The following is a 14,440-nucleotide window of genomic DNA, read 5'->3' on the forward strand; positions in this document are numbered from 1 at the left end:
CTATTGACAAATTATTTTGTCAAGGGGAACGATGGCTCCATGCTCGACGTCGAGGTGATCGCCGACCCCGCCGCGGCCGTCAGCGCACTCGATCCGATCAGGGGCAGACTGCTCGCCGCCCTGACCGAACCGGCATCGGCCGCCACGCTCGCGTCGCGCATGGGCATGGCCCGGCAGAAGGTCAACTACCACCTGCGTGCGCTCGAAGACCATCAGCTGGTCACCGAAGCGGGCGAACGCCGGTGGGGCGGGCTCAGAGAACGTCTGCTCGTCGCGACGGCGGCCTCCTACGTGGTGTCGCCCGGCGCGCTCGGGCCGGTCGCCTCCGACCCGGGCCGCTCCGACGACCGGCTGTCGGCGAGCTACCTGATCGCGCTGTCGGCGCGTGTCGTGCGCGAGGTCGGCGATCTCTGGCGTACGGCGCGCACCAGCAACAAGCGGCTCCCGACACTATCGATCGACGCGGTGATCCGGTTCCGCTCTCCCGCCGAGCGGGCCGCCTTCACCAAGGATCTATCCGACGCGGTGACGTCACTGGCGGCCCGATATCACGACGAATCAGATTCCGATGGACGCAGCTACCGCTTGGTGGTCGCGGCCTATCCGAAGCCGAAGGAGGATGCGTAATGCCTTTGAAGAGAGACGATTCCGGACGCCGATGGGTCGAGATGGAGTTCCTCGTACCCGGCACGCCCGAACAGGTGTGGCAGGCCATCGCAACCGGACCCGGCATGAGTGCGTGGTTCACGACGACACAGATCGAGGAGCGTGTCGGCGGCGCCATCAGCTTCGATTTCGGCGACGAGAACTGTGGCGCGGACGTCTCGTCGGGCAAGGTCACGACCTGGGATCCCCCGGTGCGCCTCGAATACGAGGAATACGGATGGAGCGGCGACGCCCCTCCGGTTGCGACCGAGGTGACCATCACAGCTCGGTCCGGCGACCAGTGCGTCGTCCGCATGGTGCACACCATGGTCACCGACCAGGACGACTGGGACGATGAGATCGAGAGCTTCGAATCGGGATGGCCCGGCTTCTTCGAGATCCTCAAGATCTATCTCGCGAACTTCGCTGGCGCGCAGGCTGCGACGATTCGGGCGTCGGCCACACACCACGGCGGCGAAAAGCAGGCGTGGTCGAAAATGACCACCGCGCTGAACCTCGGGGCCGCAGATGTCGGCGATCGCGTCGAAATATCCGGCGACACACCCCGGTTGGCGGGCCGTATCGAGCGCATCCACCAGGACGGGAACTCGCGTGAGGTGATGATGCGGATCGACCAACCGTCGCAGGGAATCGCGGTCGTCGGCGCATGCACGGTCGGGGACGAGGGCCGTGCCATGGCCAGCATCTATCTGTACGGACCCGACGCCACGGACGTGGCGGCGGCCGAACAGTCGAAATGGACAGCTTGGCTGCGTGGCCTCCTCGAAGGTGACCCCGTCAGCACCTAGCATGAGCGGATGCGTCGGCTGCTGATACTGCTCTGCGTGGCGCTGCTGCCACTCGCCGGCGCAACCAGCCACGCTCAGACCTCGCCGTGGTTCGCGCACTACGTCGGCGACGCCACCCAAGTGATTTCCGTTGTCGGAGTGGGCGGTTCGTCAGCCAAAATGGACGTCTACCAGCGCACGGCGGCAGGCTGGCAGCCCGTCGCGGCCGGCATCCCTGCGTTCGTCGGAAGCAGGGGTATGGCGTCAACGACTCGCGAGGGCGAGATGAAGACGCCGATGGGTTTCTTCACCCTCGACTACGCCTTCGGGACCGCGCCCAACCCCGGCGGCGGCCTGCAATACGTCCAGGTCGGCCCGAATCACTGGTGGGACGGCGATGTGAACAGCCCGACTTACAACACCATGCAGGTATGCGAGAAGGCACAGTGCCCGTTCAGCACGGATCCCCCAACCGAAAACCTCGCGATCCCGCAGTACGTCCACGCCGTGGTGATGGGCGTCAACAACGAACGCGTCCCCAGCAACGGCAGCGCTTTCTTCCTTCACGCCACCGACGGGGGCCCGACCGCGGGTTGCATCGCGATCGATGACGCCAAACTGGTGGAAATCATGCGGTGGCTCAAGCCGGGTGCGCTGATCGCCATCTCGCAGTGAAGCTCAAAGGTTGATTGCCCGACCGGCTTTCACCTTGAAGTTGAGATTCTCCGTCGACATCGAGGCATCGTAGGTCCGGTCGTATCCGGTTTCGCTGATGCGCCAGCCGTCGCCGGTGCGCCGGTACTTGTCGTGATAGAACCCCGCACCGATCAACATGAAATTGAAATCCGGTGCGATCACTCGGTCCTGCAGGTACCACGTGGCCGTTGCCTCGTCGCCGTCCACGACGATCTCCGGATGGGTGACGCGGTGCTCGGTGATGATCTCCGGCCCGAGTGAGTTGCGCATGAACGTGACCAACTCGTCGCGATTGGTGAAGTGGTGCTCCTCGCCGATCGATTCGCCGTACCGGCCGACCACGTCCTCGGTGAGCGTATCGGCGAACTCGTCCCAGTGCTTGGTGTCGAGCGCGCGAAGGTACCGGTATTTGACTTGCTTGATGTCGTCGATGTCACCCATGGCCGACATTGCAGCACACCGGCCAACACTGCGCACCAAAACCGTGTCGGTGGAACGCCGTTGGTACGGAGTGTCTAACGGATATCAGCAGGTGGGGACGCTAGGGTGTGGTCCGTTATGAGCGACCCGTTGGGGTTGTCGATCGGGACGACGAACTTGGTCGCGGTGCGAGTCGGCAATCAACCTGTGACACACCGTGCCGCGGTGACCCTCGGCGATGGCTCCGTGCTGGACGGATTCGTCGAACGGGTAGGCGACCCGGTGCCGTTGGTCGCTCCGGACGGTTCGACGCATCGGGCCGAACAACTGTTGGTCCAGGCGCTGGGCAACATGGTCCGCGCGACCGGCGGGCAACCGTCGTCCGACGTGGCGGTCGCCGTACCTGCCCACTGGGGGATGGCCACGCTGCGCAGTCTGCGCAACGCGCTGCGCGCCGATCCCAACCTGTCGCCGAACGGCATGCCCGCGCGACTGGTGTCCGATGCGATCACGGCCCTGACGGCGCTGCAGACCAATCCGGGACTGCCGGCGCAGGGCGTCATTGCGCTGCTCGACTTCGGGGGCGGCGGAACGAGCATCACGTTGGCGGACGCGGCTGCATCATTCGAGCCGATCGACGAGACCACCAGGTACACCGATTTCGCAGGCGACCAGATCGATCAGGCGCTACTGAGCCAGATCGTCAACGGCATTGCGGAGAATGGCGGTATCGATCCGGCGGCCACGGCCGCGGTGGGCTCCCTGAGTCGACTGCGGGAGGAATGCCGCAGCGCCAAGGAACGGTTGTCGACGGATGCAACGACGGAGATCGTGGCCGAACTTCCCAATTACAGCTCGACAATCAGGTTGACCCGCGATGAGTTGGAGTCGCTGATCGCGGTCCCGCTCGACAGCCTGCTGGCTGAGCTGGAAAATACGTTGGAACGCAACGGCATTGGCTGGCCCAACATCGCCGCCGTCGTCACGGTGGGTGGCGGTGCGAGCATTCCTCTTATTGCACAACGCCTTTCGCAGCTCACGGACACCCAGGTGATCACGACTCCGCAGCCCGCTCTCGACGCGGCAGTGGGAGCGGCCCTGTTCGCGGCCTACGGCTCCGCGGCCGAGGCCCAGACCGGTATGGCCGCGGTGATCGGAGACGCACCAACGGGTTTGGCTCCCGCCGCTTCCAGCATGGACGCACCCTCAACGGAAACCGCGAATGCTTTGGCGTGGTCGCAGGATGACGACATCGGCGACGAACCCGTCCCGTACACCGGCGAAAACCGGTACGAGAGCCCGTACGACGCGGACGCCCTCTCGATGCGCCAACCCGTGCAGTACGTGCCATCGACCGGCCCGATCGACAAACCGCGCACGTGGCAGCGGTTGCCACAGTTGGTGATCGGACTGGCAGCCGCGGTCGCGTTGATCGCCGTCGGTGGCGTGGCGATCGCGTTGACGAGCGTGACCGACACCAGCAGCAAGACCGAACCGCCCAGCACCGCCAGCCCGCCGAAACCTACGAACGCCGAACCGCCGCCGCCGGCGACCGCCGAGCAACCGGCCAGCCTAGCGCCGCCGCCACCGGAAACCGTGACCGTCGCCCCCGAGGCTCCGCCGCCCACGCAGGAGACGGTCACTACGTATGTGACCACCACACCGCCGACGACGACAACGCCGCCCACGACCACGACGACCACCACAACAACGACAACCACCACCACGACGACCACCACCACGACGACGTCGCCGACTACGACGACCACCACCACGACACCCGCGATGACGACAACCCACATAACGGTGCCGTTTGTACCGGTGCCGATTCCAATTCAGGTGCCGAACAACCCGTTTCAGCCGCCAGCGCCCTAGGAGCTAGCGCGTCGGGTACTGATATTGCGGTTCGTGGAACCGGTTGATGATCGGAATGCGTTCGATGATCCGATCGCGCAACCGCGGCTGCGGAGCCACCGGCGGTACATACACCGGCGGCGGCGCATAGGTCGGAATGGGCGCCTGCGCGGGCGGGGGCTCGTATGCGGGCGCGGCCGGCGGCACGAATTCCGGAGCCGGCGGGGCGGCCACCACGATGGTCTGTGCCACCACGGGGCGGGCCGCTTGTAGAGATGCGGTGAGCTTGGAGACTTTGTTCGCGGGTTGGGTGCCCGGTGGCGGCGGCACCTCGGCCGTGGGCTCGGGGTTGGCGGCGGTCGGTTGTTCGGGCGCCGACGGCGTGAGGCTCAGTCCGAGCGCGACGGACAGCGATACGACGAACGTGACGGCGGCCGCGACGAGTACCGCGGTCAAAGCGCGGACGCGCGGCGGCGCGTGCGAACCGACGGTCTCCAGGCCGTTCACGGCGCGGGCGGATGCCAGCGCGGCACCTCGAGCCAGCGCGAGATCGGCCTCGGTCGCCGAGAAGACCGGTGCGTCGGTGACGTCCTCGAGCGTCGACTTGATGAGGTCGAGGTCGTCGGCCGAGCCCACTACGAAAATCGCATCGGGATGCCAGTCGTCGAGCTCCAGCATCGTCATCACCGAACTCGGCAGCTCCACCACATCGGAACCGTCCGACGGCCGGCCGAGACGGTCGACGGTCACGCCGCCTTTGTCGACGATCGCGACGACCGCCGCATCGGGTTCGACGATGCAGACAGCGACGTCGTCGTACTCGGTGATGCCTGCGATTCCGGCGGCCAGAACGTCGCCCGCCTCGAGTTCCGAAACCGCGATGACGTTCTCGCGGCCCCTGGCCCGCAGCGCTTCCAGCACCCCGGATGCCGCGTCCTCTGCTTCGTTGGTCCAGGTGACGCCGATGGCGTGCATCCGATTGTCGGCCTCATCGACCAGCAGCACGTCCAGCAGATCATCCGGATCAACGGCGTCGTCCAGGTCGAACGCGCCGCGGCTGATCGTCGCGCCTTCGCCTGTCGTGCCCTCGGCGAGCACCCAGCGCACGGCCGCCGATGTCATCGAAACGCCGAGCACGAGGTCCATGGCCACCCCCGATCTGGCTGTAAGTCGCTTCCGAGGGTACCGCTGCAATGGAATGGGGTGGCCGGACCGCCAAGTTTTACACCTTGATCTTGCTCAGATCGGTGCGCATGAATCTCACCTGATAGTCGTTGTATGTCGACATGTTCCAGTAGAGGTATTGCTGTTCCGATGCGGGTACGTTCTCCGTGCCCGACCACGGGTGGATGTACGGCGCATACAGGCTGCGCACCTTCCACGCCGGTACAAGCGTCGTAGGCGCCGACCACGTTCCCTCAGGGGAGGTCGCGGTGCGCATCACCATGTTGTTGCCGGAATCGCCGTACAGCATCACGTACTTTTGCAAGTACGGGTTGTACTGCACCGACATCTCGCTGACGGTGGGATACGTCGTCCTCTTGATGAACCATCCAGTCGTCTTACCGGGCAACACCGGCTTCGCCGCCGCCGGATCGCTAGCAGTCCAGCTCGTCCCATTCCAATATTCGTATTTCGACGCGTCGAGTATCTGGTCCTGCTGAACGCGCGACAGATACACGGTGCCCACCCGTCCCGACGGCGTCCCGTACGAGTAGACCCAGCCCTGTTCGGCCTCCGGTGAGCCAGCAGGCGGCTTGAGGAACGCGCCCTGCTGGAAATTCTGGTTGCCGGGCACAAACCGCTCCGTGGCCCGCCCCACGGCCGCTGTCCGGATGCTCGTCGGCGCGATGCGCCATGTCTGTCCATTGTCGTCGGAGAAGGCCACGCCTGAGTAGTTCGTCGTCCACCTGCCCGGACTGTCCCAGGATCGGATGGACATGAAACTCATGTACTGACGTGCGCCGTAGGTGTTTGGGTAGGGCGTGGAGATTCCCGCGGTCGGGATTATCGTCACCTCCGGCCCGATGGCATAAGGCGGGTGAACTGGCTGGCCCGGGCTGGGCAGAATCGGATCCGACCAGTTGGGTCTCTCCATGGGTGAGCCGCTGAAGACGTCGTACGGTACGCCGTTGGGCACGTACAAGCCATTGGTCAGTACGTCGTCGGGGCTACGGAACAACGTGTTGAATCGCCACACTCCGGTGCGGACCGGACTGGCGCTGCTGAAGGTGTCACCAAAGGCGATCAGGACCTGGTGTTCGTCGACTGCGGTCGCAGGGTTGTCCTTGATGCCGTTGTCCCACATGATGCCGAGGTCGGTGCCGCCGATCCCAAAGCGGGAGATCGTGTAGTTCAGGTTGTACCGGCCTGGACCGGGCTGATATTCGCCGGTCACGAACTCGATGAAACTCGTGTTGGTACTCAGGGTCACAGGCGTCCTGGTGGTACCGGGGTATGTCGGCGTCGCCGCCGCGGCGGCCAGTTCGCTCGTCGTCAACGCCGCCACCGGCTGGGTGGGCAAAGTCTTGGCGAGTGCCCTGATCTGCTGCGTGTATTCGCGACGCGCGCCAAAAGCGAGCAGTGCCATCGCGATCGGCGACCGCACGGGCCCTGTCGGCAGGTTCGAGGCCGAGGGGCCGATGCCGAGGCTGGAGAACAGACTCACCAGCGCGCGTTGCATTACGCGTTGTGGAGACGCGATGGGCTCCGCCGACACCGTCGCAGTGAGCTTCTGGGTGCGTGGTTCGGGCACGTTGACCGTCGTCGAAGTCAACTGCACCTCTCCGGTAGCCGTTTCGGCCTCGGGAGCGCGCGCGCTCGCGATGTTCACTGTGCGTTCTGTGACTGGTGCGGTGGTCACCGCGACCGTGTGATTGGTGACCTGATCCGACCTCGTCGTTACGCGACTGGTGGTGGGGGTGGCTCGCTTGCCGGTTGTCCTTTGGCGAAGCCGGGGAGGGGGCTCAGGTTCGGATGAGTCATCCGAGCGCGTCGCATTGTCTCGCTGTTCAGTCAACGGTTCGGTCGACTCGTCCCGAGTGGTGTCGGATTCGTCAAGGTCGTTGGCGCCTGTCGAGTTGCCGTCGCCAGCGGTCGACGTTCCCCTCGACTCGGCAGGCTTGTTCGAGTCAGGCGGCTTCGTTGATTCGGACGCCCCCCTCGACTCCGACGGCTTCTTGGACTCGGACGGCTTGCGCGTCGAAGCGGACGGCTTTCGTGTCGAAGCGAACGGCTTTCTCGAGTCGGGAGACTTTTTACCCGAGGCGGAATTCGCTCCTGCCGACGCCGTTGACTCCGATGTCGAAGGACTCGATTCGGTGTCTGCCGACGCCACCCCCTGTCCGGTTGCGACGGCTACGCCGACTCCCAGAGCTACGGCCAGTCCGCCGACGCGGCCCACATGTGCAGACGCACCCATTACTATTCCCTCGATTGATGCATCCCGACCCGACGCAAATATCTCACGTCGGTGCCGTTATTTGTGCATATCCGGCAAACTCGCTCAGGCGAAATCACCACGGTATCGCCGGTTTGGATTCCGGCCAGAAGTTGTATGCGTACTTGGCCCAATTGATTGAAACTCGTGACACAGACGCAACCCGGTACGCAGCGATGGCTGTGCAGCTTCTGCCACTTCGATGACGCGACGGCCGATTTTCGTGGGCGTCGAGTATGGCCGAAACCCGGTGTCTTGGAGCGATACCGTGCGCTCACGCACTACCGAAGAGCGATCTCGGAGGTGTATCAAGCGACACGGCGTCGGCTGCCCGCCATCGCGCAGCAAGCCCCAAGTTCAGCTACCGCAGCGGGGGCGGCACCCCCGGTGTGTGAATGGATTATTAGTGCAAGGGGTCGGTTAACTCGATCGCCCCGCAACCTTCAAAACGCGTTGGGGTCGTTCTGCACCGCGTCGGGAACCGGATGTTGATAGAGTCGGGCGGCGTTTTCCCACGTCACTTTTCTGATGATCGCGTCGGGTAATCCGCTGATCTGTTCGTGAATCGTCTGTTGGGTGTGCGGCCACGTGGAGTCGCAGTGCGGGTAGTCCGCCTCGAGCAGGATGTTGTCCTCGCCGATCCGCTCGTACTGGACGAACGACGACTGATCCTCGACGGCGCAGAACCAGAAGTTGCGCTTGAAGACCTCCGCGGGCGTCAGTGTCTCGCCGAGCGCCTTCCACGTCCCGTACATCTCGTGATAGCTCAGCATGTGGTCGAGCCGGTCGAGCAGGCCCGCCACCCATCCGATGCCGCCTTCGGAAAGGCAGATCTTCAGATCGGGGTACCGAGTGCACATGCCGGAGTACAGCCAGTCGACCGCCGCCGAGATCGCATACGCGAAGAACAACACCCCCTGTACATCGGGCGGTGCGTCGGCGGTGGTCGACGGAGACGTGCCCGACGACCCGATGTGCAGGTTCACCACCGTCTGAGTGTCTGCGCACGCCGCCATCAGCGGCTCCCAGTAACCCGAGTGGATCGTCGGGAGTCCGAGCATCGCCGGGTTCTCGCTGAACGACACCGCGTGATACCCGCGCTCGGCATTCTCGTAGATCATCTTCGCGCCGACCTCGGGATCGAGTAGCCACGGCAACTGACACGGGATGATCCGGTCGGGATAGGCGCCCGCCCATGCCTCGATGTGCCAGTCGTTCCATGCCCGCACCGACGCCATCGCGAGGTCGCGGTCATTGGTGACCTGCTGAAGTCGCTGGCCCGCGAAACCGGGCAGGAACGAGGGAAAGTTCAACGACGCGTACACGCCGTTGAGATCCATGTCTTTGACCCGAGCATGGATATCCCATGCGCCGCGGCGCATTTCGTCGAACCGGGCAGGCTCGAACCCGTACTCGGACACCGGCCGCCCGACCACCGCGTTGAAGCCCACGTTCGGCAGTGAGTTGCCGTCGTACATCCAGGTCTGACCGCCGTCGTCGGTGTCGACGATCCGTGGGGCGCGGTCGGCGAACTTGCGCGGCACCCGGCCCTCGAAGGTGTCGGGCGGTTCGACGATGTGGTCGTCGACGGAGATCACAGTGTAACGGCGTTCTGCCCGTTCGGGTTCGGGCAGAAACGTGACGGTGCGGTCGGCGCCCGTCTTGGCCGTGGTGAAGTTGAGATTGGCCGCCATGTCGTCGATGGAAGTCATGGGCGATCCTCGATTCCTGTCATCGGTTGGGCTGTCAGTTCAGAACGTCGGGGTCGGCCTTGATCGTCATCCGGGCGGCGCCCGCCCAGTAGACGTCGGCGGCGCGTTCGATCAGCGACTGCCGCATGCCGACCATGTCGCCGCGGCTCATCTTCGATGGCGTCCGCCCGGTGAGCATCACGTCATAGGCCAGTCGGCAGACCCGTTCAATGGATACTGCGCGATAAACCGCCTCGGCCAGATTGCGTCCGGCGGCGATGACACCGTGATTGGCGAGCACGATCAGGTTGGCCGGGCCGACCTGCTGCGCCAGTTCACTTGCCCGCCAGGGGGCGTCGATCTCGCCGTCGTAGTTCTCGACGAGATACATGTCGTCGAGGAACAGGGCACCGGTCTGATGTACGAGCTCGGGCAGGATCCCCAGTGCCGCGATCAGGCTGACGTAGTACGGATGGTTGTGGATGATCACACGGGCGTCGGGACGGATGCGGTGCAGTTCGGTGTGCAGGTGGATGGCGGGTGTGACGTCCCAGCGTCCGCGCACGACGTGAGCGTCCTCGTCGACCACGCAGATGTCGGACGCGGTCAACTCCTGCCACCACAGCCCCCAGGGGTTGACGAACATGTCGTGTTGGTCGTCGGGTTGCCAGGTGATGTGCCCGGCCATGTTCTCGGCGAAGCCGATGTCGGCCAGGTGCCGGAACGCGACGGCCATCAGCTGTTCGTCGGTGAGGTCGGTACCGATGGGTGGTGTTTTCGACGGCGACCAGACGTCGACGCCACCGCGGCGAATTTCCTCTGTAGTCATGATCTCTCCCGGATCCGTTCGCGAAGTTGACCTTTGGCGACCTTGCCACCGGACGATCGGGGCAACTCGTCGAGTATTTCGAGCCGCTCGGGTAGCAGTTCCTTCGAGACACCCTGCGCCAGAAGGTGTTCGACCAGGGTAGGTAGATCCAGCGCGCCCGCTTGCCCGAGTTCGACGTATACGCAGACTCGTTCACCGAAGACCGGGTCGGGCATCGCGACGGCCGCGGCGACGGCAACGGCGGGATGTGTCGCGACGGCCTCCTCCACCTGAACCGCGCTGATGTTCTTGCCGCCGCGGAGGATGAAGTCCGATGTTCTCCCGGTGAGGGTGAGATAGCCGCCGGCGTCGAGTTCGCAGATGTCACCCATCCGCATCCAGCCGTCCTGGGTGAACAACTGGTCGTGGTCGGTGCCACCGAGATAGCCCAGGGACAGTGCAGGACCTCGGCACGCCGGCTGTCCGCGTCCGGATTCGGTGACGTCGCGGTGGCCGTCGAAAAGGCGCACATTCATCTCCGGCACGATGCGGCCCGCGGTGCGCAGTCGGTGATCCAGCGAATCCGAGAGCGTCGTGGCACTCAACATGCCGGTCTCGTTGGAGCCGTAGAACTGCAAGATCGTCACCCCGGTCAGTTCCTCGAACCGCGCCGCTTGCGTGTACGGCAGCGGCTCGCCGCCGGTGAAGACGACGCGCAGACTGCTCAGGTCGTGGTCCCGCGATGCCGCGTCGGCGAGGATCATCGCCAGTTGCGTACTGACACAGCACAACACCGATGCGCGGTGCCGTTCGATCGCCGCGCACGTCGAAGCCGGATCGAAGCGCTCGATGCGGACGGTGGTGGCGCCCAGGTGGATGGGCGTCGTGTGCGAGGTCCAGATCCCAAAGCCGTAGGGCGTGGGGATGATCGGGAGGAATACATCGTCGGCGGTGAGGGCGCCGTTGGCAACCGCCTTGAGATGAAAGTAATGCCAACGGTTCTGGGTGTGCACCACGCACTTCGGCATTCCGGTGGTGCCCGATGTGGAGTTGATCAGAAAGACGTCATCCGCACCGGCCTGCGGCAGCGCCGGCTGCGGACACTGCCGAGTGTCGATCTCGAGTTCGGAGCCGAGCGCCACGACGCGCATCGAGGAACCAGCGGCCTCGATGGCTAGACCGTGCCGCTCGGCGTCGGCGATCAGCAGGGTGGGTTGCGTGACGCGAAGAATGTGCTCGGCCTCGCGCACACCGACGCGGGAGCCGAGACCGACGACGGCGGCGCCGCACCGCTCGACGGCCACCAGCGCGACGTGGATCGCGGCGCTGTCCTTGTGCCATAGGCCGACGCGGTCACCCGGCGCGACACCCAGGCCGCGTAACCCGTGCGCCAGATTGGTGGCGGCGTGGTCGAACTCGGCCCAGCTGAGCTGAGGGCCCCCCGAATCCAGGGTGAAGTCGATGTAGGCGGGTTTGTCCGGTGCGGACGCGGCGTTGTGGCGCACGCAGTCGGACAGCGTGACGTCCGTCCACCAGCCCGCGGCCCGGTACTGCGCCGCCTCGGCGCTGGTCACCGCGGCCCCGTCGACGCTCATCGCCAAATCATATGAAAATAAGCCCGGTGGTCAACGGTCGGTTTCCTGCGGTGCCGTCGCCCAGCCGCGCAGCATCGAAGGGTCGACGACCCCCGACGATCCCGGATAGTGCTGCGCGTCGAGGAGATGGGCCGCCGCCAGGTCAGAGGCCCGACGCGCGTCCCCGGCGTCGATCGCGTCGATCACCTGTCGGTGGTCCTCCAGCACGGCCAGTCGTTCGTCGATGGGCACGATGCTGCCGTCCGCCACCCGGCTCGACCATCTCGTTTCGTGCGCCGACCACAGCATTTCCAGCGCCCCGGCCAGGATGATCATGGTCTGGTTGCCGCACAGCGCGACGAGGGACTCGTGGAACCGCCGGCTCGCCGATGTCACGAGCCGCAGGTCCTCCACGGCCTCGACTGCTTCGGCGTGCACCCGTCGCAGCTGTGGGACCACGGCAGTGCCGCGGTCGGCGCGCTGGGCGCACAGCCCCGCGCACGCCGGCTCGACCTGCAGGAGGGCGTTTCCGACGTCGGACAGGCCCACCTCCTGGGATCCGAGCACCAGGCCGACGGTGTACGCGACGTTGGCGGCATTGGGTCGCCGTACGACGGCTCCGCCGAGCTTTCCGCGCCGCACACGCAACAGCCCTTCGGCCTCGAGAATGCGCATCGCCTCGCGCAGCGACGGCTTGCTCACCGGGAACTGCAGGAGCAGCTCATCCTCCTTGGGCAGGATGCTGCCGTCGGCCAGCTCACCGCGCAGAATGCGGCGCCGAAGCTCGTCGGCCACCTGCTCGGCGAGACGGCGAAACTGAATGGTCGGCTCTGCCACGAATCGATTCTCCACGCATCAAACGCAAAACCGGCCCTTGGACGCCGATAACGGAGAGATAACAAAATTATCTCAGGCCGGTGACCAGCGAAAACATCGTTGCAGGTCGGACCCTTGCTGTGTTATGTCCCGATTGCGGTTATTGTGCTCTGCGTGGGGCGGCACTCATTAGCCAAAAAGCGGCGCAAGTCACCTGTTGTGCTGGCATCTGTACTCGGCCCCGCCGCCGTGTTCTTCGCGGTCGGTGCCGACATGCAACCCAGCAAGGATGTAGTCAAGAGCGCACCGGTCGACGAGGTCGCCCCGTGGGACGTCGAGATCGTGGCCGCCGCTCCGATGAACTCGTTCCCTGCGCCCATCGTCGGCCAGGTCAGCTTGAGCTCCGCTCCTGACACCGTCATCGCGGCGTCGCGGTATCGCACCGTTGACCGGACCCTGCCGGTCGGACTCGCGCCGGAGCGCGGCCTACAGGTGAAGACGATCCTGGCGTCGCGCGCGATCACCGCGGCCTTCCCCGAGATCCAAAGCATCGGCGGAACTCGCCCGGATGCACTGAGATGGCATCCGAACGGTCTCGCCCTCGACGTGATGATCCCGAACGCCAGCACAGCGGAGGGCATCGCGCTCGGCAATGAGATCGTCGACTACGTGTTGCGCAACGCGTCCAGGTTCGGCATGCAGGACGCCATCTGGCGCGGGGTCTACTACACCCCCAACGGTGCGCAACGAGGTGGCGGCTACGGCCATTACGACCACGTTCACATCACCACCACCGGTGGTGGCTATCCCACCGGCACCGAGAACTATTACCGCTGAGCCGGATTGACTGAGCCGGCTTGATCAGGGTCGAAATGTCACTCCGCCGTCGACACTGATCGTCTGAGCGGTGATGAAGCTACCGTCGTCGGAGAGCAGCAGAGCGCCCAGAGCGGCGACGTCGTCCGGATTGCCGAAGCGCGACTTGATCATCTGACGGGCCCGCGTCTGCTCCACGACGCCTTCCGGCATCCACTGCTCATCGAACTTGTAGTGCCAGATCAGGCCTGGCGCAATGGCATTGGCACGAATCCCCTTCGGACCGTACTTCCGGGCGATGTGACGCATCAGCGCAAGCTCGGCCGCCTTGCTCATCGCGTAGGAAACCCGCGTGCCCCCGCCGTTGTACGCTTCGATCGACGCGGTGAACACTATTGATCCGCCGCCACACTCGATCATCGGAGGGATCGCGTGCTTGGCGCAGATCACGAAACCCCTTGTGTTGACCCGCATCACCTCGTCGAAGGCTTCGAGCGGCAAATCGACGACGCCGCCGGGTAGGTAGGCGTCGGCTGCGTTGGTGAAGTTGACGTGGATGCCGTCGAGTCGTCCGAACGTGTCCACCGCCAGCTTGATGATGGCGATGACCGACTCTTCGTCGGCTCCGTCGAGCGGGGCGGCGCGCACCCGGTCCGGGTCGAGATCGGCGACGGCGCGCGACACCGTCTCCGGATCGAGATCGCCGATGACGAGGCGCGCGCCCTCGTCGGCGTACCGACGCGCCAAGCCATTTCCGATGCCGCCGAGTCCGGCGACGATGACGACCTTGTTCTCCAACAGTCCCGACACGACTGACATATTGCCCGAGCGTTCCTCCGTTGCGGATGTGGCCACTGCTTTCCGCGCTTAAGGTGGCCGTTGCGGCTTATCGT

The 14,440-nt window shown here is 65.0% G+C and carries 13 protein-coding genes; 5 read left to right on the forward strand and 8 right to left on the reverse strand.

Annotated elements, in window-relative coordinates; genetic code table 11:
• The first annotated feature begins 39 nt into the window (after nt 1–39).
• Genes BST47_RS04445 through BST47_RS04455 form a run of 3 tightly spaced genes read left to right on the forward strand, consistent with a single transcriptional unit; the run spans nt 40 to nt 2,108 of the window.
• Nucleotides 40–627, forward strand: coding sequence for an ArsR/SmtB family transcription factor (locus BST47_RS04445; protein ID WP_083124004.1), 588 nt, complete (start codon nt 40–42; stop codon nt 625–627).
• Complete coding sequence (locus tag BST47_RS04450; RefSeq protein ID WP_207568525.1) at nt 627–1,454, forward strand: SRPBCC family protein; 828 nt, start codon at nt 627–629, stop codon at nt 1,452–1,454. The genes BST47_RS04445 and BST47_RS04450 overlap by 1 nt, the downstream gene beginning before the upstream one ends.
• Nucleotides 1,455–1,463: 9 nt before the next feature.
• Nucleotides 1,464–2,108, forward strand: coding sequence for a L,D-transpeptidase family protein (locus tag BST47_RS04455; protein ID WP_083124006.1), 645 nt, complete (start codon nt 1,464–1,466; stop codon nt 2,106–2,108).
• 3 nt (nt 2,109–2,111) lie between these two features.
• On the opposite strand, the gene BST47_RS04460 is transcribed toward BST47_RS04455, so the two are convergent.
• Nucleotides 2,112–2,570, reverse strand: coding sequence for a nuclear transport factor 2 family protein (locus BST47_RS04460; protein ID WP_165799738.1), 459 nt, complete (start codon nt 2,568–2,570; stop codon nt 2,112–2,114).
• A 117-nt stretch (nt 2,571–2,687) separates the two neighbouring features.
• Here BST47_RS04460 and BST47_RS04465 point away from each other — a divergent pair, with 117 nt between their 5' ends.
• Entirely contained in the window at nt 2,688–4,424 is a 1,737-nt protein-coding gene (locus tag BST47_RS04465; protein ID WP_083124008.1) for an Hsp70 family protein, read from the forward strand.
• Nucleotides 4,425–4,427: 3 nt separating this feature from the next.
• Here BST47_RS04465 and BST47_RS04470 read toward each other — a convergent pair whose 3' ends face one another.
• The 6 genes from BST47_RS04470 to BST47_RS04495 all read right to left on the reverse strand — a co-directional run bounded on the left by BST47_RS04470 (nt 4,428) and on the right by BST47_RS04495 (nt 12,752).
• Complete coding sequence (locus BST47_RS04470) at nt 4,428–5,549, reverse strand: DUF7159 family protein (RefSeq protein WP_083124009.1); 1,122 nt, start codon at nt 5,547–5,549, stop codon at nt 4,428–4,430.
• A 76-nt stretch (nt 5,550–5,625) separates the two neighbouring features.
• Nucleotides 5,626–7,266 (reverse strand): glycoside hydrolase family 183 protein, encoded by a 1,641-nt coding sequence (locus BST47_RS04475; RefSeq protein WP_234809568.1) that lies wholly within the window; start codon nt 7,264–7,266, stop codon nt 5,626–5,628.
• Nucleotides 7,267–8,285: 1,019 nt separating this feature from the next.
• A complete protein-coding gene (locus BST47_RS04480; protein WP_083124011.1) occupies nt 8,286–9,554 on the reverse strand; it encodes an amidohydrolase family protein in 1,269 nt (422 codons plus the stop codon).
• A 34-nt stretch (nt 9,555–9,588) separates the two neighbouring features.
• Nucleotides 9,589–10,362, reverse strand: coding sequence for a class II aldolase/adducin family protein (locus BST47_RS04485; RefSeq protein ID WP_083124012.1), 774 nt, complete (start codon nt 10,360–10,362; stop codon nt 9,589–9,591).
• The gene (locus tag BST47_RS04490; RefSeq protein ID WP_083124013.1) at nt 10,359–11,936 is read right to left on the reverse strand and encodes a class I adenylate-forming enzyme family protein; all 1,578 of its coding nucleotides are present in this window, start codon (nt 11,934–11,936) and stop codon (nt 10,359–10,361) included. Before BST47_RS04490 ends, BST47_RS04485 begins: the two co-directional genes overlap by 4 nt.
• Nucleotides 11,937–11,966: 30 nt before the next feature.
• Nucleotides 11,967–12,752 carry a FadR/GntR family transcriptional regulator gene (locus BST47_RS04495; protein WP_083124272.1) on the reverse strand — a complete coding sequence of 262 codons (786 nt, stop codon included), beginning with the start codon at nt 12,750–12,752 and terminating at the stop codon, nt 11,967–11,969.
• Nucleotides 12,753–12,905: 153 nt separating this feature from the next.
• On the opposite strand from BST47_RS04495, the gene BST47_RS04500 reads away from it, so the two are divergent.
• On the forward strand, nt 12,906–13,568 hold the full coding sequence (locus BST47_RS04500) for a VldE C-terminal domain-containing protein (protein ID WP_107528864.1): 663 nt from the start codon (nt 12,906–12,908) through the stop codon (nt 13,566–13,568).
• A gap of 24 nt (nt 13,569–13,592) precedes the next feature.
• Here BST47_RS04500 and BST47_RS04505 read toward each other — a convergent pair whose 3' ends face one another.
• A complete protein-coding gene (locus BST47_RS04505; RefSeq protein ID WP_083124014.1) occupies nt 13,593–14,366 on the reverse strand; it encodes an SDR family NAD(P)-dependent oxidoreductase in 774 nt (257 codons plus the stop codon).
• Between the last annotated feature and the right edge of the window lie 74 nt (nt 14,367–14,440).

The organism is Mycolicibacterium tusciae, from assembly GCF_002086795.1.
Lineage (GTDB): Bacteria > Actinomycetota > Actinomycetes > Mycobacteriales > Mycobacteriaceae > Mycobacterium > Mycobacterium tusciae.